Origin of the sequence: Janthinobacterium lyxosi (assembly GCF_051380665.1) — a bacterium.
Taxonomy (GTDB): Bacteria; Pseudomonadota; Gammaproteobacteria; order Burkholderiales; family Burkholderiaceae_D; genus Janthinobacterium.
On the sequence record NZ_JBNYXM010000007.1, the window covers coordinates 1 to 25,405 of the forward strand.

A 25,405-nucleotide genomic window follows, 5' to 3' on the forward strand; every position below is an offset into this window, starting at 1 on the left:
CCCGTTCGCCACTCGCCACCAGAGCAAGCTCCGTGCTGCCGTTCGACTTGCATGTGTAAGGCATGCCGCCAGCGTTCAATCTGAGCCAGGATCAAACTCTTCAGTTTAATCTCTGTTTAATGTCATTTCTGACAGGTCGGACAGTATCACTACCATCCAAATCTTTTACATTGCAAAAGATTTGCTCACTCAAAAAACTGACAGGCCACTACTTTCGTAGCGCCTATTTCATTATTTCTTGTGAACATTTGATATTTTAAGTTAGACGCCAATCCGAAGATTGACGCTGCACTTACATCAAATGCCCACACTTATCGACTGTTAATTGTTAAAGAACTGTATTCGGCACTGCTTTCGCGCTATCGACAAAGCGTTGTGTTTGTCAGCTGCGAAGAAGGAAGAGTATGAAGCGTTTGCAGCATTTCGTCAACCTTCTTTTTCACCCTGCTTTACTCGGCATTTGCATGCGTCGTTCAGCGAGGGGGGCGAATTATAGCCCTGCTCCGCACGCCCTGCAAGGGCTATTTTGCAACTGAGCAAATATTGCTGTGTGATATCGTAGCGCTGGCAATACCCTGCCACATCCACCTTGACTCCCATGCCTATCCCACACCTCTGCCCCACCGCCAATCCCGCCCTGGCCAGCGCACTCGAACATGCCATCAATAGCAAGACCAAGCCGCTGGGCAGTCTGGGTCTACTGGAAACCCTGGCCCGCCAGATCGGCCTGATCCAGCAAAGCACGCAGCTGGCATTGCATCAGCCCGCCATCATTGTTTTCGCGGCCGACCATGGTGTGGTCGCCGAAGGCATTTCCGCTTATCCACAAAGCGTGACGTGGCAAATGGTGGAAAACTTCCTCGGCAACGGCGCCGCCATCAATGTCTTTGCCCGCCAGAACGATTGCGCCTTATATATAGTGGACGCTGGCGTGAACCATGACTTCGGCCCGCGCGATGGCTTGCTTGACCGCAAGCAGGGACCCGGCACCCATAACTTTGCCCAGAAAGCCGCCATGAGCCAGGCGCAATGCCTGGCCGCCATGCAGGCAGGGATGGACCTGGTCGCCACCTTGGACGGCAATGTGCTGGGCTTTGGCGAAATGGGCATCGGCAACACCACCGCTGCCGCCGCACTGATGCACAAGCTGACGCAAATACCGGTCGCCGATTGCGTGGGCGCCGGTACCGGCCTGTCGAAGGAAGGCATATTGCACAAACAGCAGGTGATCGAAGCGGCCGTCGCCCATCATCCAGCAGCCCATGAGCCACTCGACGTATTGGCCACCTTCGGCGGCTTCGAAATCGCCATGATGGCTGGCGCCATGCTCAAAGCAGCCGAACGGCGCATGATTCTGCTGATCGATGGCTTCATCGTCAGCAGCGCCCTGCTGGTGGCGGCCCGTTTGCAGCCGGCCATCCTCGATTACTGCGTGTTTTCGCACTGTTCTGATGAAAACGGCCACCGCCAGCTGCTGGCCAGCCTGGGGGCACGTCCGCTGCTGCATCTCGATTTGCGCCTCGGTGAAGGCACGGGTTCGGCGCTGGCCTTGCCGCTGCTGCACGCGGCCGTCAACTTCATGCGCGAGATGGCGACCTTCGCCTCGGCCCAGGTCAGCGAAAAGTCCACGCCAGACTAAAACCATGACCAATCCCGTTTCCGCAGCGGTCCATCAGTGCCGCCTGTTCTTCATCGCGCTGCAGTTCTTCACGCGCCTGCCCATCCCGCGCTGGGTGGGTTTCGAGCCGGCGTGGCTGCAGCATGCCTCGCGCTACTTTCCCCTGGTGGGCGTGGTGGTGGCGGCCATTTCCGGCGCCGTGTATCTGCTGGCCAGCTGGCTCCTGCCTTCGGCGGTGGCGGTGCTGCTGGCCGTCGCCGCCGGCATTTACCTGACGGGCGCCTTCCATGAAGACGGCTTCGCCGACATGTGCGATGGCTTTGGCGGTGGAGTGACGCGCGAGCGGGTACTGGAAATCATGAAGGATTCGCGCATCGGCGCGTATGGCGCCATCGGCATCCTCTGCCTGCTGGCCATCAAATGCGCGGCGCTCGCTTCGCTGCCGCCCGCCACGGTGGTGGCGATATTATTCATCGCCCATACGCTCTCGCGCCTGGCCGCCGTCTCGCTGATCTGGTTCATGGATTACGCGCGCGACGAAGGCAAGGCCAAGCCGATGGCGCAAGAGATGAGCACCGCTGAATTCATCATCGCCGCTACCTGCGGCCTGTTGCCCGCCATCGCCTGCGGCGCCTTGGGGGTATTTGACTGGGCCACGCTGGTCTTTGCCGTCGTGGCTACGGCGGCTGCCGCTTTCTGGCTGGGCCGCAAATGCCAGCACCGCCTGCAAGGCTACACAGGCGACTGCCTTGGCGCCGTGCAGCAAGTGGCGGAAGTAGCGGTCTATCTGGCCATCCTCTCCAGCTTCCAGCCGCCAGTGCGCTTCTACTAAACAAGCATGCGCCTGATCCTCGTTCGCCACCCCACGCCGCAGGTAACCAGCGGCACCTGCTATGGCCGCAGCGACGTGGCGGTGGCGCCGCACGAAATGGCCACGGTCTGCGTCAGCCTGCAAGCGACTTTGCCAGCCGGTGTGCCGCTCTACGCCAGCCCGCTGCGCCGCTGCGCCGGCCTGGCAACAGCATTGGCGCAAGACTTGCCTTCCAGCGTCCTGCGCTTCGACGCCCGGCTGGCGGAGATGGATTTCGGTGCCTGGGAAATGCAACCATGGCACGCGATCGCGCGCACGGACATCGATGCCTGGGCGGCCGACCTGGCCTGGTACCGCCCCGGCGGCGGCGAGAATGTGCTGGCGATGGCTGCCCGCGTCGATGCGTTTTTAGGCGATCTGTTGCGCGAACAACACGAAACGGTCGTCATCATCTGCCATGCAGGCACCATCCGCCTGCTGTCGGCACTGCAAGCCCGGCTACCATTGGAGGAAACCGCTCTGTTGGCCGCCCATTCCGTCCACAAAATCGCCTACGGGGCGACGGTTGTTGTCGATTTCTGATATTGAATTGTCCAGCCAGCCATGTCAGTCCATGCCTGCTGCACGTATAATGGCGGGGTTTTGGTGCCCGCGTTCATGTCCATGAGCGCAGTTAAACGGGAAACACGATGCTGCAACTGCGGCGAACGTGTGCTGCCCCCGCAACGGTAAGCAAGTGTCGTCCCTTCCAGCAGGAAGCGAACGACAAGCTATCTCTGACAACCACTGTGCTCGCAATCATCGAGCATGGGAAGGTGGGATAGCGGTACTTGCCAGCCCGGATACCGGCCAGGACAGGTGGAAGTGTGCGAACGGGGATGTTCGCGATCCGAATGGCCCATGGCTATCTTCGATCGTCATCTTCAGTTCCCACTTCTGTTCAATCTGGCCTACGGGGACGTCGGCTGGTTGCATATTACTTACTGAAAATTATCATGACCCATGCTGTTTCCCGCCACGCGGCGCTCACGTCGCTCGCGCTAGCCATTGCCGCGCCTGCCGCTTTCGCCCAAGCCACGCCCGATACCTTCGATCCTATCGTCGTCACCGCCAACCGCTATCCACAGCACCTGAGCGAAGTATTGAGCGATACGCAGACCATCAGCTCGGAAGACATCGCGCGCTCGGGCGCCGGTACGCTGATTGACCTGCTGCAAAAGCAGCGCGGCATTGAAGTCAATCGCAGTGGCGGCCCAGGCACCAATTCGAGCGTATTCATTCGCGGCGCGAACAGCAACCAGAATATCGTGCTGGTCGACGGCGTGCGCATTGGTTCCGCCACATCGGGTGCTGCCAACTGGAGCGCCCTGCCCCTGTCGAGCATCGACCACGTTGAAATCGTCTACGGTCCTCTGAGCACCATGTATGGTGCCGATGCCGTCGGCGGCGTGATCCAGATCTTTACCAAGAAAGGCGACGGCGCGACGCGCTTTTCCGCCTTCGCCGGCTACGGCCGCGACAACACCCGCCAGGCGGAAGCCAGCGTTGCCGGCTCTACCGGTGGCAACAACAGCTTCAGCTACGCGCTGACCGCGGGCAAGGAAAAATCGGATGGCTTTTCCGCCTCCAAGCTGGGCGCCCCGACGTACACCTACAATCCGGACAAAGACGGCTACGACAAGGAAAGCGTCAGCGGCCAGTTTGGCTATCAGATGGCCAAGGGACATGACGTCGGCCTGGTTTTCCTGAACAGCAAACTGGACGCACAATACGATGCGGGCTCGAACTTCGACGCACGCAACTACAATAAGCAGGAAAGCGCCTCGGTCTTCACTAAGAACCAGTTCTTGCCGAACTGGACCAGTGAGTTGCGCTACGCACAGGCAAAGGACAAACAAACCTCGGTTTCCGCGCTCGGCTCCTCCGGCAGAAGCCAGTTCGACACCAAGCAAACTGACATCAGCTGGCAAAACGATATTCTCATTGGCCGTGACACCCTGCAACTGCTGGGTGAGTACCGTGACGAAGATGTCGTGAGCTCCACCAAAGGCCTGTCCGGCGGACGCAATACAAAATCTTTTGCAGCATCGTACAACCTGGTGCGCGGCGCCCACCTGGCCAGCATCAGCGGCCGTCGCGACGACAGCTCGGCGTTTGGTACGCACAACACGGGTAGCGTCGCCTATGGCTATCGTTTCAGCAACACCTTGCGCGCCAACGCCAGCTATGGCACCAGTTTCCGCGCACCGACCTTCAACGATCTCTACTACCCTGATTTTGGCATCCCCACGAACAAGCCAGAAAAAGGCCGCAATGCTGAAATTGGATTGCACTACAACGACGGCCAATCGCAACTGAGCGCGATCTACTACCATAACAAGATTACCGATATGATCAACTATGTGTCGGCTTGCCCAGTTATTGGATGGAAACCAGGCTATGGCTGCAGCACGAATGTCGACAAAGCCCTGCTCGAAGGCGTGACACTGGCTGGCGCGCACAAGTTCGGCGCCTTCAACGTCAGTGGCAATATCGACCTGCAAGATCCACGCAATGAATCCATCGACAAGCAACTGACACTCCGCGCGAAAAAGCACGCCAATTTCGCCGTCGATTACACGACCGGTCCTTTGACCGCCGGTACGGAATGGCAGTTGTCGGGCAAACGTTTTGGAGATACCGCCAACAAAACCACCCTCGGTGGCTATGGATTGCTGAACCTGTACACCACGTACCAGTTTGCCCGTGACTGGTCGGTGCTGGCACGCTGGAACAACATCACCAACAAGGACTATGAACTGAGCCGTTTCTATGCGACGCCACGCTCGAACCTCTTCGTTGGCGTACGCTACGGCATGAAATAACCCCGTCGTAATGATGTAAGCTGCGGGCGATGGCATGCCGTCGCCCGCAGATGCAGTTCTGCAGTCCCCGTTTTTAAGGCAGTACATGCACCCATTTTTCCGCAATATGCGCCACCGCGCCACCGTGATCCTCACGGTGCTGATCGCGTGCGCGATTGCCAGCCTGATTTTCTCCGGCATGATCGGTTCGATCGCGATCCCGCTCGCCGACCTGCCTTCCGCCCTGCTCCATGTCGTGCAGGGCAGGACCGATACCCTCGCCGCCACCCTGCTCGACCTGCGCCTGGGCCGCGCGCTGACCGCGTTTGTCACCGGTGCGGCGCTGTCGCTGGCCGGCGTCATGATGCAGGCGCTGCTGCGCAATCCCCTGGCCGACCCGTATGTGCTGGGCATTTCGGCCGGCGCCTCCGTTGGCGCGCTGGCCGCGCTACTGTTCATGTGCGCGCTGTGGGTGGTCGATGCGGCCGCCTTTGCCGGCGCCGTCGGCGTGTCCATGCTGCTGTATTTCTTTGCCCGCCGCGACCTGCGCGGCGGCACGGCGGCCGAAGGCGGCGCCTCGCTCTTGCTGCTGACGGGCGTGATCCTGGCCTCGGCCTGCATGGCCATCGTCACCCTGATGCTCTCCATCGCCCCGGAAAGCCGCTTGCGCAGCATGGTGTTCTGGATGATCGGCGACCTGGCCGGCGCACCGGCGCGGCTGATGCCCTGGCTGGTCCTGGCGGGCGCCATGATCTTCGCCTTGCGCTGTGCACGCTCGCTGAACGTCATGGCCCTGCACGCCGAAGCGGCCAGCACCCTGGGCGTGCGCGTGGGCGCCCTGCGCAAGGGCCTGTTCTTTTGTTCCGGCCTGCTCACGGCCAGCGCCGTCACCAGCGCCGGCAGCGTGGGTTTTGTCGGCCTGATCGTGCCGCATGCGTTGCGCTTTGCCTGCGGCCCCGATCATCGCCTGTTGATACCAGCCGCCGCACTGGCCGGCGGCACCTTCCTCGTGCTGGCCGATACGTTGGCGCGTACCGTGCTGGCGCCCTTGCAGCTACCCGTCGGCGTGGTGACAGCCATGATAGGTGCGCCCGTCTTCCTGTACCAACTGCACCGATTACGCCGCACATGATACGTACTTACCAACTCGGCCTGAAGGCAGGCACGCGCTCCCTCGTGGAAAACCTCATCTGGCACATAAAGGATGGCGAATGCTGGAGCGTGATCGGCCGCAATGGCGCGGGCAAAAGCACCTTGCTGCGCACCCTGGCGGGCTTGCGCGAACCGGATGCGGGCCACGTGACGATACAGGGCCGCGCCCTGATCGACTGGCCACTCGACGAACTGGCACGCGAACGGGCCTTCCTGGCGCAGGCGCGCCACGATGCGTTCTCGTACCGCGTCATCGAAACGGTGCTGTCGGCGCGCCATCCGTATCACGACAACCATTACTGGGAAGGCAGCGACGACCAGCGCATCGCCCTGGCGGCGCTGGCCTCGATGGAAGTGGAACACCTGGCCGAACGCGATGTGCGCAGCCTGTCCGGCGGCGAACGCCAGCGCGTGGCGATCGCCGCCATGCTGGCGCAGGATACGCCCCTGCTGCTGCTGGACGAACCGGCCAATGCACTGGACCTGGCGCACCAGGTCAGCGTCATGGGCCTGCTGTCGAAACTGTGCCGCGAACAGAATAAAACCGTGGTGATGGTGGGGCATGACCTGAACCTGGCGCACAGCGTCTCGACCCATGCGCTGCTGCTGATGGGCGACGGCGGCTGGCTGGCCGGTCCCGTGGCCGACGTGATGCAGGCATCCATCCTGGGCGACTACCTGGGCCACCCGATCGAGATCATCGCCCACGGCAAACGCAAGATATTCATACCGAAAGAGGATCAAACATGAGCGACAACAAACCCGTCGATGCGGATACCGCAGCCAATACCGCAGCTATAAACCAACGCCACCGCGTGCGCATGGAACGAAAAAAAGCCATCATCGATGCGGCCATCGCCAAGGCCGACAAGGAAATCGGCATCATCATCGTCAACACGGGCAATGGCAAGGGCAAGAGTTCGAGCGGCTTCGGCATGGCCATCCGCGCCATGGGCCACGGTATGAAAGTGGGCGTGGTGCAGTTCATCAAGGGCGCCATGTCGACAGGCGAGGAAAAATTCCTGCGCCGCTTCCCCGACGAAATCAGTTTTCATGCGATGGGCGAAGGCTATACCTGGGAAACGCAAAACCGCGAACGCGACATCGAAAAAGCCGAACTGGCATGGGAGCAGGCGAAGACCTTCCTGGCCGACCCCAGCTACGGCCTGGTGCTGTTCGACGAACTCAATATCGCCCTCAAATACAACTACCTCGACGTGCACAAGGTCATCGCCGACCTGCTGGAACGCCCGGCCATGCAGCACGTGGTCATCACGGGCCGCGGCGCGCCTGACGAATTGATCGCCATCGCCGACACCGTCACCGAGATGGCCGTCGTCAAGCATGCGTACGCGGCCGGCATCGGCGCACAAATCGGCACCGAGTGGTAACAGCGCCATGACGCGCACCCTGGTCTTCGGTGGCGCCCGTTCCGGCAAGAGCGCCTATGCGGAAAAGCTGGCCCGCGAGTCGGGCAAGGAAGTCGTCTACATCGCTAGCGCGCAGGCGGGCGATGATGAAATGGCCACGCGCGTCAGGCATCACCGTGCGCAGCGCCCGGCCGAGTGGACGACACTGGAAGAACCGCTGCGCCTGGGCGACGCCATCCTGCGGGAAGCTCGGCCCGGTCGCCTGCTGCTGGTCGACTGCCTGACCCTGTGGCTGACGAATCTGATGTTTTCCACCGGCGAGACGTATCCGGACGTGGGCGACATCGCCCTGCCCGAACTGTTCCACAGCGAGCGTGCGCACTTGCTGTATGCGCTGGCTGAAATCGAGGAAACCGCTTGCGACCTCTTGCTAGTATCGAACGAAGTGGGCATGGGCATCGTGCCCTACGGCGCCATCTCGCGCTGCTTCACCGATGAAGCAGGCCGTTTGAACCAGGCCGTGGCGGCCGTGTGCGACCGGGCCGTGTTTGTCGCCGCCGGCCTGCCGCTGTACCTGAAAGGCGGCCCATGCTGAGCGACTTGTCGCTGCCCATGCTGGCTGCGTTGATGACGGCTGGCGTGCTGCTCGATATGATTCTGGGCGAGACGCGCCGCTGGCATCCGCTGGTGGGCTTTGGCCGCCTCGCCAGCGCGCTCGAACGCCTGCTGAACCGGGGCCGCGGACGCTTCCTGCGCGGCGCCGTTGCGTGGATGCTGGCCGTACTGCCTCTCAGCTATGCCGCCTACTGGCTATGCGGCCTGGCGGGTGCGGCGCTGCATGTCCTCTTGCTGTATTTATGCCTCGGCTTGCGCAGCCTGCGCGACCATAACCAGCCGATCGCCGATGCCCTGGCCATGGATGACCTGGACAAGGCGCGCCTGCTGACGGCGCGCATCGTCAGCCGCGACACGGCCGACGCCGACGCGGCCAGCCTGGCCAAGGCCAGCACGGAATCACTGCTGGAAAACGGCAATGACGCCGTCTTCGGCACCCTGTTCTGGTTTGCCGTGGCCGGCGGCCCCGGCGCCGTGCTATTCCGGCTGGCGAATACCCTCGACGCCATGTGGGGCTACCGCAACGCACGCTACGACTGGTTCGGCTGTTGCGCCGCGCGCATCGACGATATCCTCAATTACCTGCCGGCGCGCCTGACGGCCCTGTCCTACGTCTTGCTGGGAAAAAGCATGGAGGATAAGCGGCGCGCCTGGCACTGCTGGCGCACGCAAGCTCCCAGCTGGAGCAGCCCGAACGCGGGGCCCGTGATGGCCAGCGGCGCCGGTGCCCTGGGCCTGGCATTGGGTGGCGACGCCTTCTATGACGGTGAGCTGGAACGCCGCCCGCCGCTGGGCGCCGGCCGCCCGGCCGAAGCGCGCGATATCGACCGCGCCTGGCGCCTGGTGGCCGAAACGGCCGTGCTGTGGCTGATCTGGGTGGCACTGCTGGCCGGGCTGTACTACCTGCGGGGGACATACCTTGCTTGAACATGGCGGCAAGCTGCGCGACGCCGCACGTGAATACGGACGGCCTCTGGAAGACTGGATCGACCTGTCGACGGGCATCAACCCGCACTGGTATCCCGTGCGCGGAACCGCCGCGAACGCCTGGCACCGGCTGCCGGAAGCCGATCCGGCGCTGGCGGCCGCTGCCTGCGCCTACTACAACGCGCCTGCCATGCTGCCGGTCGCGGGCACGCAGGCCGCCATCCAGGCCCTGCCCCGGCTGCGCGCACCATCGCGCGTGGTGGTGGCTGCCCCGTCCTACGCGGAACATGCGCACCACTGGGCCCAGTATGGCCATCAATTGCAGCAGGTGCCGTATGCGCAGCTGGCCGCTGCCGTGGACGACTGCGACGTGCTGGTCGTCTGCAATCCGAACAATCCCACGGGCGAACGCATCGCGCCCGAGGTATTACTGGAGTGGGCCGGCAAGCTGGCCGCGCGCGGCGGCTGGCTGGTGGTCGATGAAGCATTCGGCGACACGGAAGCGCAAGCCAGCCTCGGTCCACATACCATCCAGCCGGGACTGATCGTCCTGCGTTCAGTCGGCAAATTCTTTGGCCTGGCGGGACTGCGCCTGGGCTTTGTCGCCGCCCATCCCGCGCTGCTGGCACAACTGGCCGACATGCTGGGCCCATGGACCGTCAGCGGCCCGGCGCAGCAGGTGGCGCTGGCCGCCTTGAGCGATACGCCCTGGCAGGAAGCGATGCGCGAGCGCCTGCGCGGCGAAGGTGCCCGCCTGCACCAGCTACTGGCCGCGCACGGCATCGCCAGCAACGGCACGGCGCTGTTCCAGTGGTGGCCGGAAGAACGTGCCGAGGCGTTCTGGCGCCACATGGCAGAATCAGGCATCTGGGTGCGCCTGTTCCGCCACGCGGCCCACGGCATCCGCCTGGGCCTGCCCCCCAAAGAACACGCCTGGCTGCGCCTGCAGCAGACCCTCACTACATGGAAGCACACATGAACCACTTGAAAACCACACTGCTGCTGGCCGGACTGATCTCGCTGCAGGCGCATGCCGCCATTACCGTGCGCGATGACGACGGCAATATCGTCACAGTGAAAAAGCCGGCGCAGCGCATCCTCGCGCTGGCGCCGCACGTCACGGAACTGCTGTTCGCGGCCGGTGGCGGCGACAGGATCGCTGGTGTCGTCAGCTATAGCGACTACCCGGAAGCGGCAAAGAAAATCACGCAAGTGGGCGACAACCGCCAGTACGACATGGAGCGCATCATCGCCATGAAACCGGACCTGATCGTCGTCTGGATGCATGGCAGCGCCGAGCGCCAGATCGCCATGCTGCGCCAGCTGAAGGTGCCGATCTATCACAGCGAGCCGCGCAAGCTGGCCGACATCCCCGACAGCATGGAGCGCCTGGGCCAGCTGATGGGCACGGGAAAAGTCGCCAAACCGGCCGCCGCGCAGCTGCGGGCCAAACTGGCCAGTTTGACGGCGCAATACGCGCAGCGCCCGCCCGTGCGCGTGTTTTATCAGGTGTGGGACAAGCCTTTATATACCTTGAGCGGCGCGAGCATCGTCAGCGACTCCATGCGCCTGTGCAGCGGCCAGAACGTGTTTGCCGCGATGAAGGTAGTGGCGCCCGTCGTCACGCCGGAAGGCGTGCTGCAGGAAGACCCGGAAGTCATTTTCGGCACCAGCGAAAAGAGCGATCTGCGCAGCGAAGGCGGCCTGGCCATGTGGCGCGCCTTCCCGTCGATGACGGCCGTGCGCAGGAATAATCTGTTCCGCCTGAATGGCGACCTGCTGAACCGCGCCGGCCCGCGCATGATCGAAGGTACCGCCGCCATGTGCGAACAGCTGGAAGTGGCCCGCCAGCGCCGCAGCGCGCCCGCAACCAAGGCCGCGCCATGAGTCACTACCAGCGCATCGCCTGCCTGTCGACGGAAGCCGTGGAGACGCTGTATGCACTGGGTGCCGAAGACGTCATCGCGGGCATCTCCGGCTTCACCGTGCGCCCGCCCCGCGCGCGCGAGGAAAAAACCAAGATCAGCGGCTTTTCCTCCGCTGACCTGGCACGCATCCTGGCCGTCCAGCCCGACCTCGTGATCGGCTTTTGCGACATGCAGGCCGATATCTGCCGCGACCTGGTCAAGGCCGGCATCGAAGTACACCAATTCAACCAGCGCTCGGTGGAGGGCATCCTGCGCATGATCGCCGTACTGGCCGCGCTGGTGCAGCGCGAGGACGCCGGCCGCGAACTGATCGCCAGCCTGCGCGCGGACATTGCCGCCGCCCGGGCCCGCGCCGCCTCCTGGACGCGCAAGCCCGTGATTTACTTTGAAGAGTGGAACGATCCCCTGATGAGCGGCATCGGCTGGGCGGCGGAATTGATCGACATCGCCGGCGGTACGGACGCCTTCCCGGAATTGTCCGTGCAGCCGGGTGCGAAAGAGCGCATCATCGCCGATCCTTTGGCCGTGGTGCGGCGCGCGCCCGACATCATCATCGCCACCTGGTGCGGCAAGAAGTTCCAGCCGGCGCAGCTGATGGCACGCCCGGGCTGGGATGCGATTCCTGCCGTGCGCAATGAAATGCTGTTCGAGATCAAGTCGCCCGATATTTTGTCGCCAGGTCCGGCCGCCATCACGCAAGGCTTGCGCCAGATCAGCGACATCATCGGGCAGTGGCAACATCAGCAGGAACGCCAGCCATGAACAGCCCCTTCCCCACTCTGATGGTGCAGGGCACGACTTCCGACGCGGGCAAGAGCACCGTCGTCGCGGCCCTGTGCCGCCTCTTGAAACGGCGCGGCGTGACGGTGGCGCCGTTCAAGCCGCAAAACATGGCATTGAATAGCGCGGTGACAAGCGACGGCGGAGAGATCGGTCGCGCGCAAGCCCTGCAGGCGCTGGCCTGCGGCATTGCGCCGCACACGGACATGAATCCGGTGCTATTAAAACCGTCGTCGAACACGGGCGCACAGGTGATCATCCAGGGCAAGGTACACGCCGAGATGGATGCACGCGACTACCAGCAATACAAGACCATCGCCATGGGCGCCGTGCTGGAGTCGTACGCGCGATTGCGCCAGCAATATGCCGCCGTCATCGTCGAAGGCGCGGGCAGCCCCGCCGAAATCAACCTGCGTGCGCGCGACATCGCCAACATGGGCTTTGCCGAAGCCGTCGACTGTCCCGTGATTTTGGTGGCAGACATCGACCGCGGCGGCGTCTTCGCGCACATCATCGGCACCCTGGCCTGCCTGTCCGACAGCGAGCGCGCACGCATCCTCGGCTTCGTCATCAACCGCTTCCGCGGCGATATCTCGCTGCTACAACCCGGCATCGACTGGCTGGAGCACCAAACGGGCAAGCCCGTGCTGGCCGTGCTGCCCTATCTGCAAGGCTTGTTCCTCGATGCGGAAGATGCCGTGGAAGCCATGCAGGCTGAACGTGGCGCCTTCAGGGTGGTGGTACCGCAACTGCCGCGCATCAGCAACCACACGGATGTCGATGCGCTGCGCGCCCATCCCGACATCGACTTGCAATTCATTAAACAGGGACAAGCGATTCCGCCGGCTGACCTGGTGATCCTGCCCGGCAGCAAGAACACGCGCAGCGACCTGGTCTGGCTGCAGCAGCAGGGCTGGCCCGCTTACCTGACGAAACACCTGCGCTATGGCGGCAAGGTGCTTGGCATCTGCGGCGGCTTCCAGATGCTGGGCCTGAGTGTGTGCGATCCGCTGGGCGTGGAGGGCGCAGCGGGAGAGTCAAAGGCCCTGGGATTGCTGGACATGGTGACAGAGCTGACAAGCGACAAGCGGCTGGAACAGGTGCGCGGCCACTGTGCGTTTGCCGGCGCGGACGATACGCGCGTGGCAGGCTATGAAATCCACATGGGCGTCTCGCAGGGCGCCGCCCTGCGGCAGCCGGCGTTCATGATCGATGGACGGCCCGAGGGGGCCGTATCGGGCGACGGGCAAATCCTGGGCAGCTATTTGCACGGCATGTTCGACACGCCCGCCGCGTGTTCGGCGCTGCTGCGCTGGGCGGGGCTGGACTCCGGCCACACGGTGGACACCGCCGCCCTGCGCGAGGCCAGCCTGGAGCGCATCGCCGATGCGGCCATCCCGCTGCTGGCCGCCCTGGATCACATCAAACGCTAGCGACTATTTTTTCAGACACATGCCCATGTACGAACGGTCGGTCGAAAACTCGACCGCCATGCTCGACGACACGGGCATGAACATCGAGTAATCTGCCGGCACGTCGGCGGGGTCCTTGAACACGGCGATGCCATCGAAATCGACAGCTTGCGCGCCCAGACCCAGCTTGTTGACGGTGATGGTTTCCGCATGCGTCTTGCCGGTCGCGTTATTCGTCAGAGTGGCGGTGCTGCCGGCAACGACGATGTTCGCGCTGATGCCCGACGCCGCACAGGCATAGCTGCCATTGATTTCCGTGCCGATCTTCTGCTGTTTGGCAGCGACGATGGTGCCCACGCGCATGACGTTTTCCTGGTTGCGGCTGTAGCGGTCGATGAACAGCGCCAGCCCCCGGTCCCCGGCGTGCACATGCACGATGCCGAAGTCCAGGCCACCCTGACGGGCGACGAGCAAGCCGTTCTTCGCATCCTTGACCAGAGTCAGGCTGGCGTTTTCCGCTTCCAGCTGCGGCGATACCGCAAAGCACACGCCCTGCGCATTGAACACGCCGCCATTGCACAGTTGGGCCGCTCCGTCGGCAGCGATCTTGAGACTGCCTTTCGGATTGAAACGGTCAGCACCGTTCGATGCATTGCGCATGGCACCCAGGAAAATATAGCTGCCGGCCAGCTTGGCCACGTCACCCACCGCATAGCCGCTGCCGCTGACGGTCGAGACCATGCCACCCAATTTGATATTGCCCGACAGAAGACGCGTGCGTGTATCGACGGTGACGCTGAAATCCGTTGCCGTGTAGGTGGTGAAATTGCCGGTGGTGGTAGCGCTGAACGTGCCGCTGCGGTCGCTCAAGCCGAACTGCGTCGACAGGACACGAATGGCATAGGTTTTCTTGACGCTATCAAACGTGATGCGCCAGGTGTCGCCGATATCGGCGGCCACGTCATACACGCTTTCGTCGGCGCTGGCACCGGCAATGACGTTCAGGCCAGCCTCTTTCGCCACGGCTTCCGATGCCACCGTCACGCTGTCGGCGGGGACGACGGGAGGCGTCACCACGACGGGTGGCTTGATCGGTGCTTCCGTCACGCCATCGCTGCCGCCACCGCATGCGGACAGGGCCGCGCCCAGGACGAGGAAGGTAAGTGCATTTTTCATGTAGTGTGACTTTCGAGGAAAGAAGAGGCCGGAGCTGCCAGAACACACATGCTAGCCTTGCCCGCGATCTATTGCCATGGAACAAATGTTCCATGGACGATGCCCCCGGCACGCTGCCAGAATGGACGGTGCGGGCGGCACACCTGCGCCATTTATGTGACAATTCGTCGTACTGTCGGCTCCGTTTCTCCTCCTCAGGCTCACATCCATGACCAGTTCCCCGATTAAAAGCTACCTTCCCTGGGTGGTTGCCACCGCCCTGTTCATGGAACAACTCGACTCCACCATCGTCAACACCGCCATCCCCGCCATGGCCGCCAGCCTGAATGTGACGCCGCTCAGCCTGAAGGCTGTCGTTACCAGCTACATCCTGAGCTTGGCCGTGTGCATCCCCATCAGCGGCTGGATGGCCGACCGCTTCGGTACCCGGCGCGTGTTTTCCGCCGCTGTTGCCATCTTTACCATCGCCTCCATCCTGTGCGGCCTGTCCGTGAATGCGCCCATGCTGGTGGCCGCGCGCCTGTTGCAAGGGATGGGCGCGGCCATGATGATGCCGGTGGGCAGGCTCACCATCATCCGCACCTTCCCCAAGTCACAATTGCTGGCGGCCATGAATTTCGTCATCATCCCCGCCCTGATCGGCCCCCTGCTGGGCCCCACGGTGGGCGGACTGATCGTGCACTGGCTATCGTGGCGCGAGATTTTCTTTGTCAACGTGCCCGTGGGCCTGGCGGCGCTGTACCTGGCGCACCGCTACATGCCTGATTACTATGGCGACAAGCCCCGTCCGCTGGACCTGATCGGCCTGGTGCTGTTCGGCACGGGCATCGCGCTGCTGTCGTGGCTGCTGGAAATCTTCGGTGAACACCGCATCGACGGCACCTCGTTTGCCGTGCTGCTGCTCATTTCCATCAGCCTGCTGGCCGCGTATGTCTGGCATTCGAGCGAAGTGCTGCACCCGCTGCTGCGCCTGACCCTGTTCAAGATCCGCACCTTCCGCGTCTCCGTGGTGGGCGGCTTCGTCACGCGCCTGGGCGTGGGCGGCCTGCCTTTCCTGCTGCCGCTGCTGTACCAGTTGGGCCTGGGCTTGCCCGCCTGGCAGTCCGGCTTGCTGATGATGCCGTCGGCCGCTGCCGCCATGGGCATGAAGTTCATTTCCGCGCGCGTACTGGCCCGCTTCGGCTACCGCCAGGTGCTGATCGTCAATACTGTGCTGATCGGCATCACCATCGCCATGTTTTCGCAGGTGGGCGCGGGCACGCCCCTGTACGTGATCGTCGCCATCAGCCTGTGCATGGGCTTTTTCAATTCGCTGCAATTTTCCAGCATGAACACCATTGCGTATGCCGACGTCGACAAGACCGATTCCAGCATGGCCAGCACCATCGCCAGCTCAATGCAGCAACTGTCGATGAGCTTTGGCCTGGCTTTCGGTTCGCTGATCACGGGTTGGTACCTGGGCGACATGCCGCAGTCGGACCGCGCCATGCTCAGCACGGCGCTGCACCATGCCTTCCTCACCCTGGCTGCCCTGACGGTGCTGTCCTCGCTGACGTTCTGGACCTTGCGCCGCGACGATGGCGAAAGCATCAGCAAGGGCACGGATAGCGACGAGGAAGATGCGGCCGACGTGAAGGCCCAGGCCCTTGTGCAAACGGAAGTACAAACCACAAAAGGCTGAGCCAGATCAAGCTTGCCGCCAGCGCGGCTGGTGCTTTTGCCTGACGCTGCTACCGTGACGGCAGGAGGTGCGCATGGCGGCCGAGCGGCGGTTTGCATGGAAGGGCACGGACCGCCATGGCAAGGCGGTCGAGGGCGTCATGCGCGCCGCCGATGCCAGCGCTGCCGGCCTGGCCTTGCGGCGCCAGGGCATCCTGGCCACCAGGGTACAGGCGGCGCGCGCCGCGCCGGGCAAGGCCATCACGCACAAGGATATTGCGCTGTTCACGCGCCAGCTGTCGACCATGATGGCGGCCGGCGTGCCGCTGCTGCACGCCTTCGACATCGCCGGCAAGGGCCACGCCAAACCCGCCGTCACCGAGCTGATGCGCGACTTGCGCCACGACATCGAAGCGGGCAGCAGCCTGCAGCAGGCATTCCGCCAGTTCCCGCTGCTATTTGACGAGCTGTATTGCAACCTGCTGGCGGCCGGCGAACAGGCCGGCATCGTGCAGGACTTGCTGGCGCGCCTGGCCACGCATCAGGAAAAAGCCATCGCCCTGCGGCGGCAAGTGCGCGGTGCGCTGATGTATCCGCTGGCCATCGTGCTCGTCGCCATCGCTGTCACGACCATCATCATGAGCGTGGTCGTACCCGCCTTTCGCCAGGTCTTCGACAGCTTCGGTGCGCCATTGCCGCTGCCCACCCTGCTCGTCATGGGCTTGTCCGCCTTTCTTGTACGCTACTGGCTGGCCTTGCTGGCGGCGCTCATGCTGGCCTGGCTGCTATCGTACCTGGCCTGGCACCGCTGGCCTGCCTTGCGGCGCAACATGCAACTGCGGGCATTGCGCCTGCCCGTGTTCGGCCCGCTCTTGCGCAAGGCGGCGATTGCCCGCTGGACGCGCACCCTGGCCGCCATGTTCGCCGCCGGCGTGCCGTTGCTCGACTCGCTCGGCCTGGTGGGCGCCGCCTCCGGCCACGCGCTGTACCAGGAAGCGACGACGCGCATCGAACGTGAAATCCGCGCCGGCGGCAGCCTGGCCCTGGCCATGGAGCACAGCGCCGTGTTTCCCCCGCTGCTGACGCAACTGGCCCTGATCGGCGAGGAATCGGGCGCCCTCGACGCCATGCTGTCGCGCGCGGCCGAGATCATCGAGGCCGACATCGATGCCACCGTGACCACCCTTTCCGCGCTGCTGGAACCGGCGCTGATGGTGGTGCTGGGTGTGCTGGTCGGCGGCTTGGTGATCGCCTTGTATCTGCCGATTTTCAAGCTGGGCGCCGTGATTTGACTGCGCGCCTGTAGGTTGCCACCGACACCCAGCATGAACCCATGCTTGTAATACATCTACCTTTTTATCAAATAATAGTCATTGACTATCCAATAGATGTGCAATATATTAAATCAATAGATAGCAAGTATCGTATATTGACATCGCAATGTAGGGCATGAGGTAATCCCAGGGGTGGGTCTGCCTGCTCGCCGTCGCACTTCTTACATGCTGGGGCCAGACTTGATTGTTTTGCCCCCCCGACATTCCACTCTTCTTCAAATTTCGATCATGCGTACTTCCAAAGCCCAACAAGCCAAAAACCATCGGCTGATCATTCAGACCGCAGTGGACCTGATGACCCAGCATGGGTTCGAAGGCACCACTATGAAGCAGATCGCGCGTGCCGCCGACGTGGGTGATGCCACCATCTACAAATACTTCCCTACCAAGGAGAAACTGGTAACCGCCTACTTTCAGCAAGCAATTGCAGACGCAGTGGCGCAGGCCGACAAGACGGAGGGACAGAACGAATTTTCGCTGCAGGAGCGCCTGCAACTGGTGGTCAACAGTCTGCTGGAAGGTTTGCTGGCCGACCGCGAATTTGTGGGTCTGGCGCGCGGCATGGTGGAGCGCGCGCCCACGCTGCTGTTGGGCGAGCAACTACCCGGCAAGCCTTTGCTCCGGCAAACCTTCGTCCAGATGCTGGAGCAGGCCGAGACGACCAGTGAAATCGTGCCTTGCGGCTTCAAGCCCAGCCTGGCCGGACTGTTGGCCGACTATGTGTACGGCGTCATTGCGTACTGGCTACGCGACACCTCCGACCAATTTTCCAACACCACGCAAATGGTCGATTTAAGCTTGGGCGTGCTGGTGTTAGCCTTGCGCAGCGGCCTGGTGGACAAGCTGCTGGAGCTGGGCGGTTTCATGGTGCGCAGCCAGCTGGCGCGCCTGATGCAAGACGGCAATGGCTTGCTGGATCTGCTGCAATTGGCCCGCCGCGGTTTGGGCGGGGTACGCTCATGAGGCCCACGACCAAGACGAACAAAGTTTCGCAGTTGCCGCGTACCGGGCGCCTTTCGCGTGGCGCGATTGTCGGCATGGCGGTGGCGCGGGCCGGGCTGACACACCTGGGCCATAAGGCCAAGTCGATGACGCGCGACGATGCGAAAACGGAACAGGCCCGCGCGGCACATGGGGCGGAACTCGGGCGCATCCTGTTTGCTGCGTTGAACCAGCTCAAGGGCACGGCGCTCAAAGCCTCGCAGCTGCTCAGCATGGAACTAGGCTTTCTACCCGAGGGCATGCGCCAGGAACTGGCCCGCGCCCACTATCAGGTCACGCCGCTGAACCGCGCGTTGGTGATCAAAGTGATGCGCCAGGAGTTTGGCCAGGATCCGCAAGCCCTGTTCCAGCAATTCGATCCGATCGCCTTTGCTGCCGCCAGTCTGGGTCAGGTCCACGCCGCCATCATGACCGACGGTCTGGCAGTGGCCGTCAAGCTCCAATACCCCGGAATGGCGGACTCCATTGGCAGCGACATGCGTATGCTGCGCAGCCTGCTGCAAGCCTTGGGGGAACGCTCGGATATGATGCCCAAAGCCGATATCATCGCGCGCATGATGGATGACATCGAACAGAAACTGGCCGAGGAGCTGGACTATTTGCACGAGGCAGTGACCATGCAATGGTTTGCACAGCATCTCACGCTGCCGGGCCTGGTGATTCCCCAGCCGGTAATGGGCCGCACCACACGCCGTGTGCTGACCATGCAACGCCTGCCGGGACTGCATCTCAACGAATGGTTGCTGACCGAACCCGATCAAACCGCACGTGATCAGGCTGGTCAGTTGCTGTTTGACGCCTTCTTTCATTGCACCTTTGTACTGCACCGCTTGCAAGCCGACCCGCATCCGGGCAACTATCTGTTCATGCCGGACGGCCGACTGGGCCTGCTGGACTTTGGCTGCACCCGCGCGCTGGACGCTGACTTTTGCCAAGCGCTCAGCGCGCTATGGTCGGCACAGTTGCGCGACCCGGCGGACCACAGTGCCATGCAGCAGGCCTATCGGGACTTGGGCCTGATTGGGCCGAATCTGAATGAGCATGAGTTTTGCCAGCAACTGCTGCCGGCAATGGCCGAGCGGCATGCCTGGCAGAAGTTGCCGTTTACCGTGGCGGTGTATGACTTTGCGCAACACCCGCCATACCCACGTCCATCAGCCGAGCATCAGCGCCAGGCACTTCGGCACCTGCAGTCCTTGCCGGAGGAGCTGCCCTACGTAGACCGTGCCTATCTAGGTCTGATCCAGCTTCTCAGAACCCTTGGTGCACGCGTGCGCACCGCCAACCCGTGGATTCGTTAAATGAATACCACGTTTCTGCTTCCGGGATGCGCAGTCTTCATCATGCCTGGCAACAGCCACGCCGCGGCTGCGCAATATCCGACCACCACAGTTCAATCACCCAGTGTTGCACTTGATCCTTGAAACCAGCAAGCCTATACACGCGCCTCCTCATGTTCGCGGCCTTCATGACCTTTGCTGCCATTGGCCTTGCCAGCCCAATGATCGTTTTTTCGGAGTAGCAGATCTTCTTGGAGGAATGTGGACCTACTTCGCACTGAAAGCCGACGCGCAGTCGGTAAGAATTGTCCCGGCGGGCCAGCACTGAAGCTCGTCCAATCAGGAAAAGAAGTGCTTCACAAACAGATATTTTATGGACTTATTCACAACTTCTGATGCAAAAGATGTGTTGCTCGTCCGTAGTCTAATGTTGAATCGACGCAAACGGCGGAGCGCAACATGAAAAAAATAGTCATCGTGATTTTTGATCATTTCACCGATTTGGATTTGTTCTTGATGTGGGACATCCTCGGAAGGAATAAGACGGACTGGCAAGTGAAGATATTGGGAACAAAGGAAGAACACCAATCCGCAAACGGTCTTGTTATCAAGACCCACGGGTGCCTCAGCGAAGCGAATGACGCAGACGTTGTATTGTTTTCCAGCGGTAAAGTTGGCGTGAAAGGCGCTATCGCCAACCAGGATTTCATGCGTGCATTTTCCCTGAGTCCAGATAGGCAGCTCATTGGATCGATCTGTGCCGGCTCGTTCATTCTTGCCAAGTTGGGTCTGCTGGCATTGGGGCCGGCCACGACTCATCCCGATGCCAAAGAGGAACTGCAAGCCCTGGGAATTGAGGTTCTCGATTTGCCCTTGGTATGCAAAGGGAATGTTGCGACCGCAGGTGGCTGTTTGTCTGCCGTGTATCTAATCGGTTGGGCCGTTGAGGCCTTGTTCGGCCGGGACAAACGTAAAGAAACACTCAGAGAACTTATTCCGGCCGGCCAAAGCGCAATCTATGAGCGACTCATTGATATGAGTATCCGAGACGCCATTGCCCCGAAAGTAGGAGTTGGCGCAATATTAGATGGAGCATTCCGGCCCATGTGACCACTATGAAAGCACTCCGCCCGCCAGTGCACGTTTGCAAACTTTGAATGCGCGCTAATCAAAACAACCGCAGTCCGACCGTCACTCACTTTACAGAGAGAGTTTTATTCATGACAAACGAAGCAAATAAAGTCTTCCTCATTCCCGCACCGGCAGCAGCAATGTCGGCGTCAAAATTGACGCGCATTGATTTCTCCGACGGCTATTCCGGTCAGGGGGATCGAACCTACGTTGACGCCGAACAAGCGGGGCGCGCCGTGTTCGCTGAACCGCATCGCATGCTCACCTGGCTCATTATTCTGCGCAACGGAATCGTCGCACCGTTGGGACTAAAGACAAGTACTAGCTTTAGCGATCGCGGGCTGGGGAAGATTGGCATGTTTCCGATTATTTCAAGTACGGGCACTGAAGTCGTCGTCGGTGGTGACGACAAGCATCTGGATTTTCGGATCTGGATAAGCATTCAACCGAGTCTGAAAGGATCAGAAGTGACGATTTCAACCTTGGTTAAAATAAACAATCTCTTTGGAAGAGTTTATTTGTTTATCATCATGCCGTTTCATAAGCTCCTGACTCACTCGCTGTTGGAGCGCGCGGTCAACCGGCGCGACAAGGTGCACCGTAAGCCAGAAAGGTGACCTCATTGTTGCCGCTAACCGAATATTGACCATCTAAAGGCAGCGTAGGAGTTTCCAGCGCCCGGCTTGCGGGACAGCCTCCGCAAGCCCGGTGACAAACCCACACATCGGTGAGCGACTGGAAGAATTCGAAGAACGCGAAATCCGGCGCATCCTGGTCGGCCGTTACGAAGTGCGCTACGAGATCGAGGCGTCCACGATTTATGTCATGCATTTGTGGCACACCCGTGAGGAGAGGTAAGCGGCCGAGAACGACGACGCAAGAGGGATCGAACGGGACACGGCATAATGGAGCGGTCCCAGCTCAGCAGGAGAACTCATACCAGTCAGTTTTCTCTCGAACGACCAGCGCGAAAACTACGGCCGCTATGTTGGCCCGCCGTCATCCCTCGACCAGCGCCCTGCGCAAAACGTCCCCATGTGCTGGCAGATGTCTTACACTGCGGCAGTGCCAGGCAATGTTTGCGCGGCAACGATCTTCACCTCAGACAAATCCACCATGCTGCAAGATACCCTGCTATTCGCTGCGCCCGGCAACCTGCCCGTCGCCCTCGTCGCCGCCCTGTTCGGCCTGATCGTCGGCAGCTTCCTCAACGTGGTGATCCACCGCATGCCGAAAATGATGCAGCGCGAGTCCGATAATTACGTGGCGGAAGAAAGCGGCTTGCCCTTGCCGCACGCGGACCGCTACAACCTGATGCTGCCGCACTCGCACTGCACCGCCTGCGGCCACCGCATCACGGCCATGGAAAACATTCCCGTCATCAGCTACCTGCTGCTGCGCGGCAAGTGCAGTGCCTGCCAAGCGCCCATCTCCGTGCGCTATCCGCTCGTCGAGCTGCTGACGGGCACGCTGTCGGCCCTCTTGATCTGGCGCTTCGGCAGCGGCTGGACGGGCCTGGCCACGCTCGTGTTTGCCTGGCTACTGATCGCCATGACCTTCATCGATGCCGACACGCAAATGCTGCCCGACGATCTGACCTTTCCCTTGCTGTGGGCGGGTCTGCTGGTCAACATCAACGGCACCTTCGTACCGCTGCAGGACGCCGTCATCGGCGCGGCCGCCGGCTATCTGGCCCTGTGGGCCGTGTACTGGGCCTTCAAGCTGGCGACAGGCAAGGAGGGAATGGGCTATGGTGACTTCAAATTGCTGGCGGCGCTGGGTGCCTGGCTGGGCTGGACCATGTTGCCGACGATCATATTATTGTCATCGCTGGTCGGCGCCGTGGTCGGCATCGGCCTGATCGTCTTCGCCAAGCGGGGGCGCGACAAACCCATCCCGTTCGGCCCCTACCTGGCGGCGGCGGGTCTGATCGCCCTGCTGTACGGCACACCCCTGTCGCGGCTCACGCTGGGCCTGACCGGCTGACCGGCGCAGCACTGCGCACTCTATGGATAAACACATGCAACAACAAAACGCCCCTTATTTCAGCGTGGGTCTCACTGGCGGCATCGGTTGCGGCAAGAGCACCGTGGCCGACCTGTTCGCCGCACGCGGCGCCGCCATCGTCGATACCGACCAGATCGCCCACAGCCTGACGGCGCAAAATGGCGCGGCCATGCCGGCCCTGCTGGCGGAATTTGGCCCGGACTACGCCGATGCGCACGGCGCCCTCGACCGCACAAAAATGCGCAAGCTCGTGTTTTCCGACGCCGCCGCCAAGGCCAGACTGGAAGCCATCCTGCATCCGCGCATCCGCCAGGCCACCCTGGCGGCCGCCACCGAAGCGACGGGCAGCTATGTAATCTTTGCCGTGCCCCTGCTCGTCGAGTCCGGCGGATGGGTGGAGCGCGTCAACCGCGTGCTGGTCATCGATTGCCTGGAGAGCCTGCAAGTATCGCGCGTGATGGCACGCAATGGCTTATCGGAAGAACAAGTCAAAGCCATCATGGCCACGCAAGCCACGCGCGCCATGCGCCTGGCGGCGGCGGACGATGTGATCGACAATAATGGCGATTTGGCGGTCCTGGCGCCGCAGATTGCCCAGTTGCACGATTTATATCTGGCATTTTCAAAAAGAATGGCCGGAAACGGGCCGCAACGTTTGTAATTTGTCGACGCTTGGTTCAAAATCACGGGATTGTTTGCAGGTCCTTACTTAAGGGAATTATTTTGATTGTCTACGAATACCCTTTCAACGAACGCATACGTACCTTGTTGCGGCTGGAAGACCTGTACGACAAATTCAAGTTTTTCATCCAGCAAGAGCATGCAATGCAGCACCATGTTGCCTTGGCAACTATTTTCGACATGCTCGAAGTGGCCGGCCGCGCCGACCTGAAGTCCGACCTGCTGCAGGAACTCGAACGCCAGCGCCAGAGCCTGCTGGGCTACCGCAGCAATCCGAATGTGGAACCGGAAACTCTCGATGCCATCCTCGGCGAACTCGACAGTGTCAGCGGCGCCCTGGTGGCGGCGCAAGGCAAGACGGGCCAGAATATCCGCGACAATGAATGGCTGATGAGCATCCGCGGCCGCACCATCATCCCGGGCGGCGCCTGCGAATTCGACTTGCCGTCCTACTTTGCCTGGCAAAAACGCAGTTCCGAGCAGCGCCTGACCGATATCCACGCCTGGTTTGCCCCGCTGGCACCCCTGTTCGATGCGCTGGCCCTGGTATTGCGCCTGCTGCGCGATTCCGGCGGCCCCGTCAAACTGATCGCCAATGGCGGCAGTTACCAGCAAATGCTGCAAGGCAAGGTGTACCAAATGCTGCGCCTGAGCCTGGATGAAAACAGCGGCGCCATCCCGGAAATTTCCGCCAACAAATATATGCTGTGGGTACGCTTCACTACTCAGGGTGGCGACTTGAAACCCAAGCCGCTGGAAGAAGATGTCCCGTTCGAGCTGACGCTCTGTAATTTTTAACTGTTACTTATTTGCCCCATCATGACCGTCGTTAACTGCCCTACCTGTGCCGCCAAAGTCGAATGGACTGAAGCCAACAAATTCCGCCCCTTCTGCTCGGAACGCTGCAAGCAAATCGACCTGGGTGCCTGGGCCGAGGAAAAATACACGATCCCCGCTGCCGACCCGTTCGAAGATCCATTGGCGGACGAAGACAACAAACCTCAATAAGCATCAGGCAAACGGATTTTCCAGGCGCAGCCCCTGCGCCACGAAACTGTCGAGCCTGCCGCTGACCACCGTCAGGCCATAGGCGATGCCCATCGCCGCGATCTGCCCATCCACGCCATGCGCATGGCCGCGAGCATGCAGGCGCGCGCACACGAGCGCGCAATCGAGATCGAATTCCAGCAGCCGCGGCGCATACTCTGCCAACACAGCTTCCAGCCAGCCTTCCAGCGCCAGTGCTTCCAGCGCCGCTTCGCGCCGCCAGCTGCGCTGTATGCCTGCGCGCAATTGCGCGATCACCTGCACCGGCACATAGCGCGCCTCAGGCGACACCCGTTCGAAAAAATCGGCCACGCCCGCCGGTGCAGCGCCTCCCTTGCGCGCCGCAACGATCACATCCGTATCGACGAGGTAGGCGGCCATGGCACGTCAGGAGCTGCGCTCGAAATCCGTGGCCAGCCCCACATCGGGCATGCTGCGCAAAATATCGTCGAGCGGGCGCTTCGGCAGCGGCCGCAAGGCGCTGCGCAAGATGTCGCGGTGCTCATCTTCGATGCTGCGCCCATGCGCGCGGGCACGCTTGTGCAAGGCGGCAATCAGCAATTCATCGGTATCGGTAAAGGTCAGTGTCAGCGGCATGCGAAACTCCCAGGTGCTTGATGCAAGCACTGTAG

At 61.7% G+C, this 25,405-nt stretch carries 27 protein-coding genes, 1 rRNA gene and 1 riboswitch; of the genes, 24 read left to right on the forward strand and 4 right to left on the reverse strand.

Annotated elements, in window-relative coordinates; all coding sequences use genetic code 11:
* Positions 1-107: ribosomal RNA gene (locus tag ACQ4WP_RS08575) — 16S ribosomal RNA — on the reverse strand; the annotation flags it as partial.
* Between the two features lie 491 nt (positions 108-598).
* Between ACQ4WP_RS08575 and cobT the strand changes: the two genes are divergently transcribed.
* The 13 genes from cobT (at position 599) to ACQ4WP_RS08640 (ending at position 13,477) form a co-directional block, all read left to right on the forward strand.
* Positions 599-1,639: a nicotinate-nucleotide--dimethylbenzimidazole phosphoribosyltransferase gene (gene cobT / locus ACQ4WP_RS08580; RefSeq protein WP_436519655.1), complete on the forward strand. Its 1,041-nt coding sequence runs from the start codon at positions 599-601 to the stop codon at positions 1,637-1,639.
* 4 nt (positions 1,640-1,643) lie between these two features.
* Complete coding sequence (locus tag ACQ4WP_RS08585) at positions 1,644-2,450, forward strand: adenosylcobinamide-GDP ribazoletransferase (RefSeq protein ID WP_436519657.1); 807 nt, start codon at positions 1,644-1,646, stop codon at positions 2,448-2,450.
* Between the two features lie 6 nt (positions 2,451-2,456).
* Positions 2,457-3,011, forward strand: coding sequence for a histidine phosphatase family protein (locus ACQ4WP_RS08590; protein ID WP_436519659.1), 555 nt, complete (start codon positions 2,457-2,459; stop codon positions 3,009-3,011).
* Positions 3,012-3,055: 44 nt separating this feature from the next.
* Positions 3,056-3,297: riboswitch (cobalamin riboswitch) on the forward strand.
* Positions 3,298-3,307: 10 nt separating this feature from the next.
* A complete protein-coding gene (locus tag ACQ4WP_RS08595; RefSeq protein ID WP_436519661.1) occupies positions 3,308-5,293 on the forward strand; it encodes a TonB-dependent receptor domain-containing protein in 1,986 nt (661 codons plus the stop codon).
* A gap of 85 nt (positions 5,294-5,378) precedes the next feature.
* Positions 5,379-6,404 carry a FecCD family ABC transporter permease gene (locus ACQ4WP_RS08600; RefSeq protein WP_436519663.1) on the forward strand — a complete coding sequence of 342 codons (1,026 nt, stop codon included), beginning with the start codon at positions 5,379-5,381 and terminating at the stop codon, positions 6,402-6,404.
* Positions 6,401-7,174, forward strand: coding sequence for an ABC transporter ATP-binding protein (locus ACQ4WP_RS08605; protein ID WP_436519665.1), 774 nt, complete (start codon positions 6,401-6,403; stop codon positions 7,172-7,174). The genes ACQ4WP_RS08600 and ACQ4WP_RS08605 overlap by 4 nt, the downstream gene beginning before the upstream one ends.
* Positions 7,171-7,815, forward strand: coding sequence for a cob(I)yrinic acid a,c-diamide adenosyltransferase (gene cobO / locus ACQ4WP_RS08610; protein WP_436519667.1), 645 nt, complete (start codon positions 7,171-7,173; stop codon positions 7,813-7,815). Before ACQ4WP_RS08605 ends, cobO begins: the two co-directional genes overlap by 4 nt.
* Before the next feature lie 7 nt (positions 7,816-7,822).
* Complete coding sequence (gene cobU / locus ACQ4WP_RS08615; RefSeq protein ID WP_436519669.1) at positions 7,823-8,389, forward strand: bifunctional adenosylcobinamide kinase/adenosylcobinamide-phosphate guanylyltransferase; 567 nt, start codon at positions 7,823-7,825, stop codon at positions 8,387-8,389.
* On the forward strand, positions 8,383-9,336 hold the full coding sequence (gene cbiB / locus ACQ4WP_RS08620) for an adenosylcobinamide-phosphate synthase CbiB (protein ID WP_436519671.1): 954 nt from the start codon (positions 8,383-8,385) through the stop codon (positions 9,334-9,336). Before cobU ends, cbiB begins: the two co-directional genes overlap by 7 nt.
* The gene (gene cobD / locus ACQ4WP_RS08625; protein WP_436519673.1) at positions 9,329-10,315 is read left to right on the forward strand and encodes a threonine-phosphate decarboxylase CobD; all 987 of its coding nucleotides are present in this window, start codon (positions 9,329-9,331) and stop codon (positions 10,313-10,315) included. The genes cbiB and cobD overlap by 8 nt, the downstream gene beginning before the upstream one ends.
* Positions 10,312-11,223 (forward strand): cobalamin-binding protein, encoded by a 912-nt coding sequence (locus ACQ4WP_RS08630; RefSeq protein WP_436519675.1) that lies wholly within the window; start codon positions 10,312-10,314, stop codon positions 11,221-11,223. The genes cobD and ACQ4WP_RS08630 overlap by 4 nt, the downstream gene beginning before the upstream one ends.
* The gene (locus ACQ4WP_RS08635) at positions 11,220-12,026 is read left to right on the forward strand and encodes an ABC transporter substrate-binding protein (protein WP_436519677.1); all 807 of its coding nucleotides are present in this window, start codon (positions 11,220-11,222) and stop codon (positions 12,024-12,026) included. Before ACQ4WP_RS08630 ends, ACQ4WP_RS08635 begins: the two co-directional genes overlap by 4 nt.
* A complete protein-coding gene (locus ACQ4WP_RS08640; protein ID WP_436519679.1) occupies positions 12,023-13,477 on the forward strand; it encodes a cobyric acid synthase in 1,455 nt (484 codons plus the stop codon). Before ACQ4WP_RS08635 ends, ACQ4WP_RS08640 begins: the two co-directional genes overlap by 4 nt.
* Before the next feature lie 3 nt (positions 13,478-13,480).
* On the opposite strand, the gene ACQ4WP_RS08645 is transcribed toward ACQ4WP_RS08640, so the two are convergent.
* A complete protein-coding gene (locus tag ACQ4WP_RS08645) occupies positions 13,481-14,632 on the reverse strand; it encodes a hypothetical protein (RefSeq protein WP_436519681.1) in 1,152 nt (383 codons plus the stop codon).
* A 208-nt stretch (positions 14,633-14,840) separates the two neighbouring features.
* On the opposite strand from ACQ4WP_RS08645, the gene ACQ4WP_RS08650 reads away from it, so the two are divergent.
* From ACQ4WP_RS08650 to yacG, 11 genes are all read left to right on the forward strand, one after another.
* On the forward strand, positions 14,841-16,313 hold the full coding sequence (locus tag ACQ4WP_RS08650; RefSeq protein ID WP_436519683.1) for a DHA2 family efflux MFS transporter permease subunit: 1,473 nt from the start codon (positions 14,841-14,843) through the stop codon (positions 16,311-16,313).
* Between the two features lie 73 nt (positions 16,314-16,386).
* Positions 16,387-17,583 carry a type II secretion system F family protein gene (locus tag ACQ4WP_RS08655; protein WP_436519685.1) on the forward strand — a complete coding sequence of 399 codons (1,197 nt, stop codon included), beginning with the start codon at positions 16,387-16,389 and terminating at the stop codon, positions 17,581-17,583.
* Positions 17,584-17,853: 270 nt separating this feature from the next.
* The gene (locus ACQ4WP_RS08660; protein ID WP_436520101.1) at positions 17,854-18,588 is read left to right on the forward strand and encodes a TetR/AcrR family transcriptional regulator; all 735 of its coding nucleotides are present in this window, start codon (positions 17,854-17,856) and stop codon (positions 18,586-18,588) included.
* Positions 18,585-19,928, forward strand: a complete 1,344-nt coding sequence (locus ACQ4WP_RS08665; RefSeq protein WP_436519687.1) for an ABC1 kinase family protein — start codon at positions 18,585-18,587, stop codon at positions 19,926-19,928. Before ACQ4WP_RS08660 ends, ACQ4WP_RS08665 begins: the two co-directional genes overlap by 4 nt.
* Before the next feature lie 438 nt (positions 19,929-20,366).
* Positions 20,367-21,017 (forward strand): DJ-1/PfpI family protein, encoded by a 651-nt coding sequence (locus ACQ4WP_RS08670; protein WP_436519689.1) that lies wholly within the window; start codon positions 20,367-20,369, stop codon positions 21,015-21,017.
* A 110-nt stretch (positions 21,018-21,127) separates the two neighbouring features.
* Positions 21,128-21,655, forward strand: a complete 528-nt coding sequence (locus tag ACQ4WP_RS08675) for a DUF2867 domain-containing protein (RefSeq protein WP_436519691.1) — start codon at positions 21,128-21,130, stop codon at positions 21,653-21,655.
* Between the two features lie 91 nt (positions 21,656-21,746).
* Positions 21,747-21,896, forward strand: coding sequence for a type II toxin-antitoxin system RelE/ParE family toxin (locus ACQ4WP_RS08680; RefSeq protein ID WP_436519693.1), 150 nt, complete (start codon positions 21,747-21,749; stop codon positions 21,894-21,896).
* Positions 21,897-22,154: 258 nt separating this feature from the next.
* The gene (locus ACQ4WP_RS08685; RefSeq protein WP_436519695.1) at positions 22,155-23,024 is read left to right on the forward strand and encodes a prepilin peptidase; all 870 of its coding nucleotides are present in this window, start codon (positions 22,155-22,157) and stop codon (positions 23,022-23,024) included.
* Between the two features lie 34 nt (positions 23,025-23,058).
* Positions 23,059-23,706, forward strand: coding sequence for a dephospho-CoA kinase (gene coaE / locus ACQ4WP_RS08690; RefSeq protein ID WP_436519697.1), 648 nt, complete (start codon positions 23,059-23,061; stop codon positions 23,704-23,706).
* Between the two features lie 62 nt (positions 23,707-23,768).
* Positions 23,769-24,524 (forward strand): cell division protein ZapD, encoded by a 756-nt coding sequence (gene zapD, locus ACQ4WP_RS08695; RefSeq protein WP_034748811.1) that lies wholly within the window; start codon positions 23,769-23,771, stop codon positions 24,522-24,524.
* 18 nt (positions 24,525-24,542) lie between these two features.
* Complete coding sequence (yacG, locus tag ACQ4WP_RS08700; RefSeq protein WP_034748814.1) at positions 24,543-24,734, forward strand: DNA gyrase inhibitor YacG; 192 nt, start codon at positions 24,543-24,545, stop codon at positions 24,732-24,734.
* 3 nt (positions 24,735-24,737) lie between these two features.
* Here the strand turns inward: yacG and ACQ4WP_RS08705 are convergent, their stop codons facing one another.
* Positions 24,738-25,154 carry a PIN domain-containing protein gene (locus tag ACQ4WP_RS08705; RefSeq protein ID WP_436519699.1) on the reverse strand — a complete coding sequence of 139 codons (417 nt, stop codon included), beginning with the start codon at positions 25,152-25,154 and terminating at the stop codon, positions 24,738-24,740.
* Between the two features lie 6 nt (positions 25,155-25,160).
* Positions 25,161-25,370 (reverse strand): FitA-like ribbon-helix-helix domain-containing protein, encoded by a 210-nt coding sequence (locus ACQ4WP_RS08710; protein ID WP_436519701.1) that lies wholly within the window; start codon positions 25,368-25,370, stop codon positions 25,161-25,163.
* Positions 25,371-25,405 lie beyond the last annotated feature (35 nt).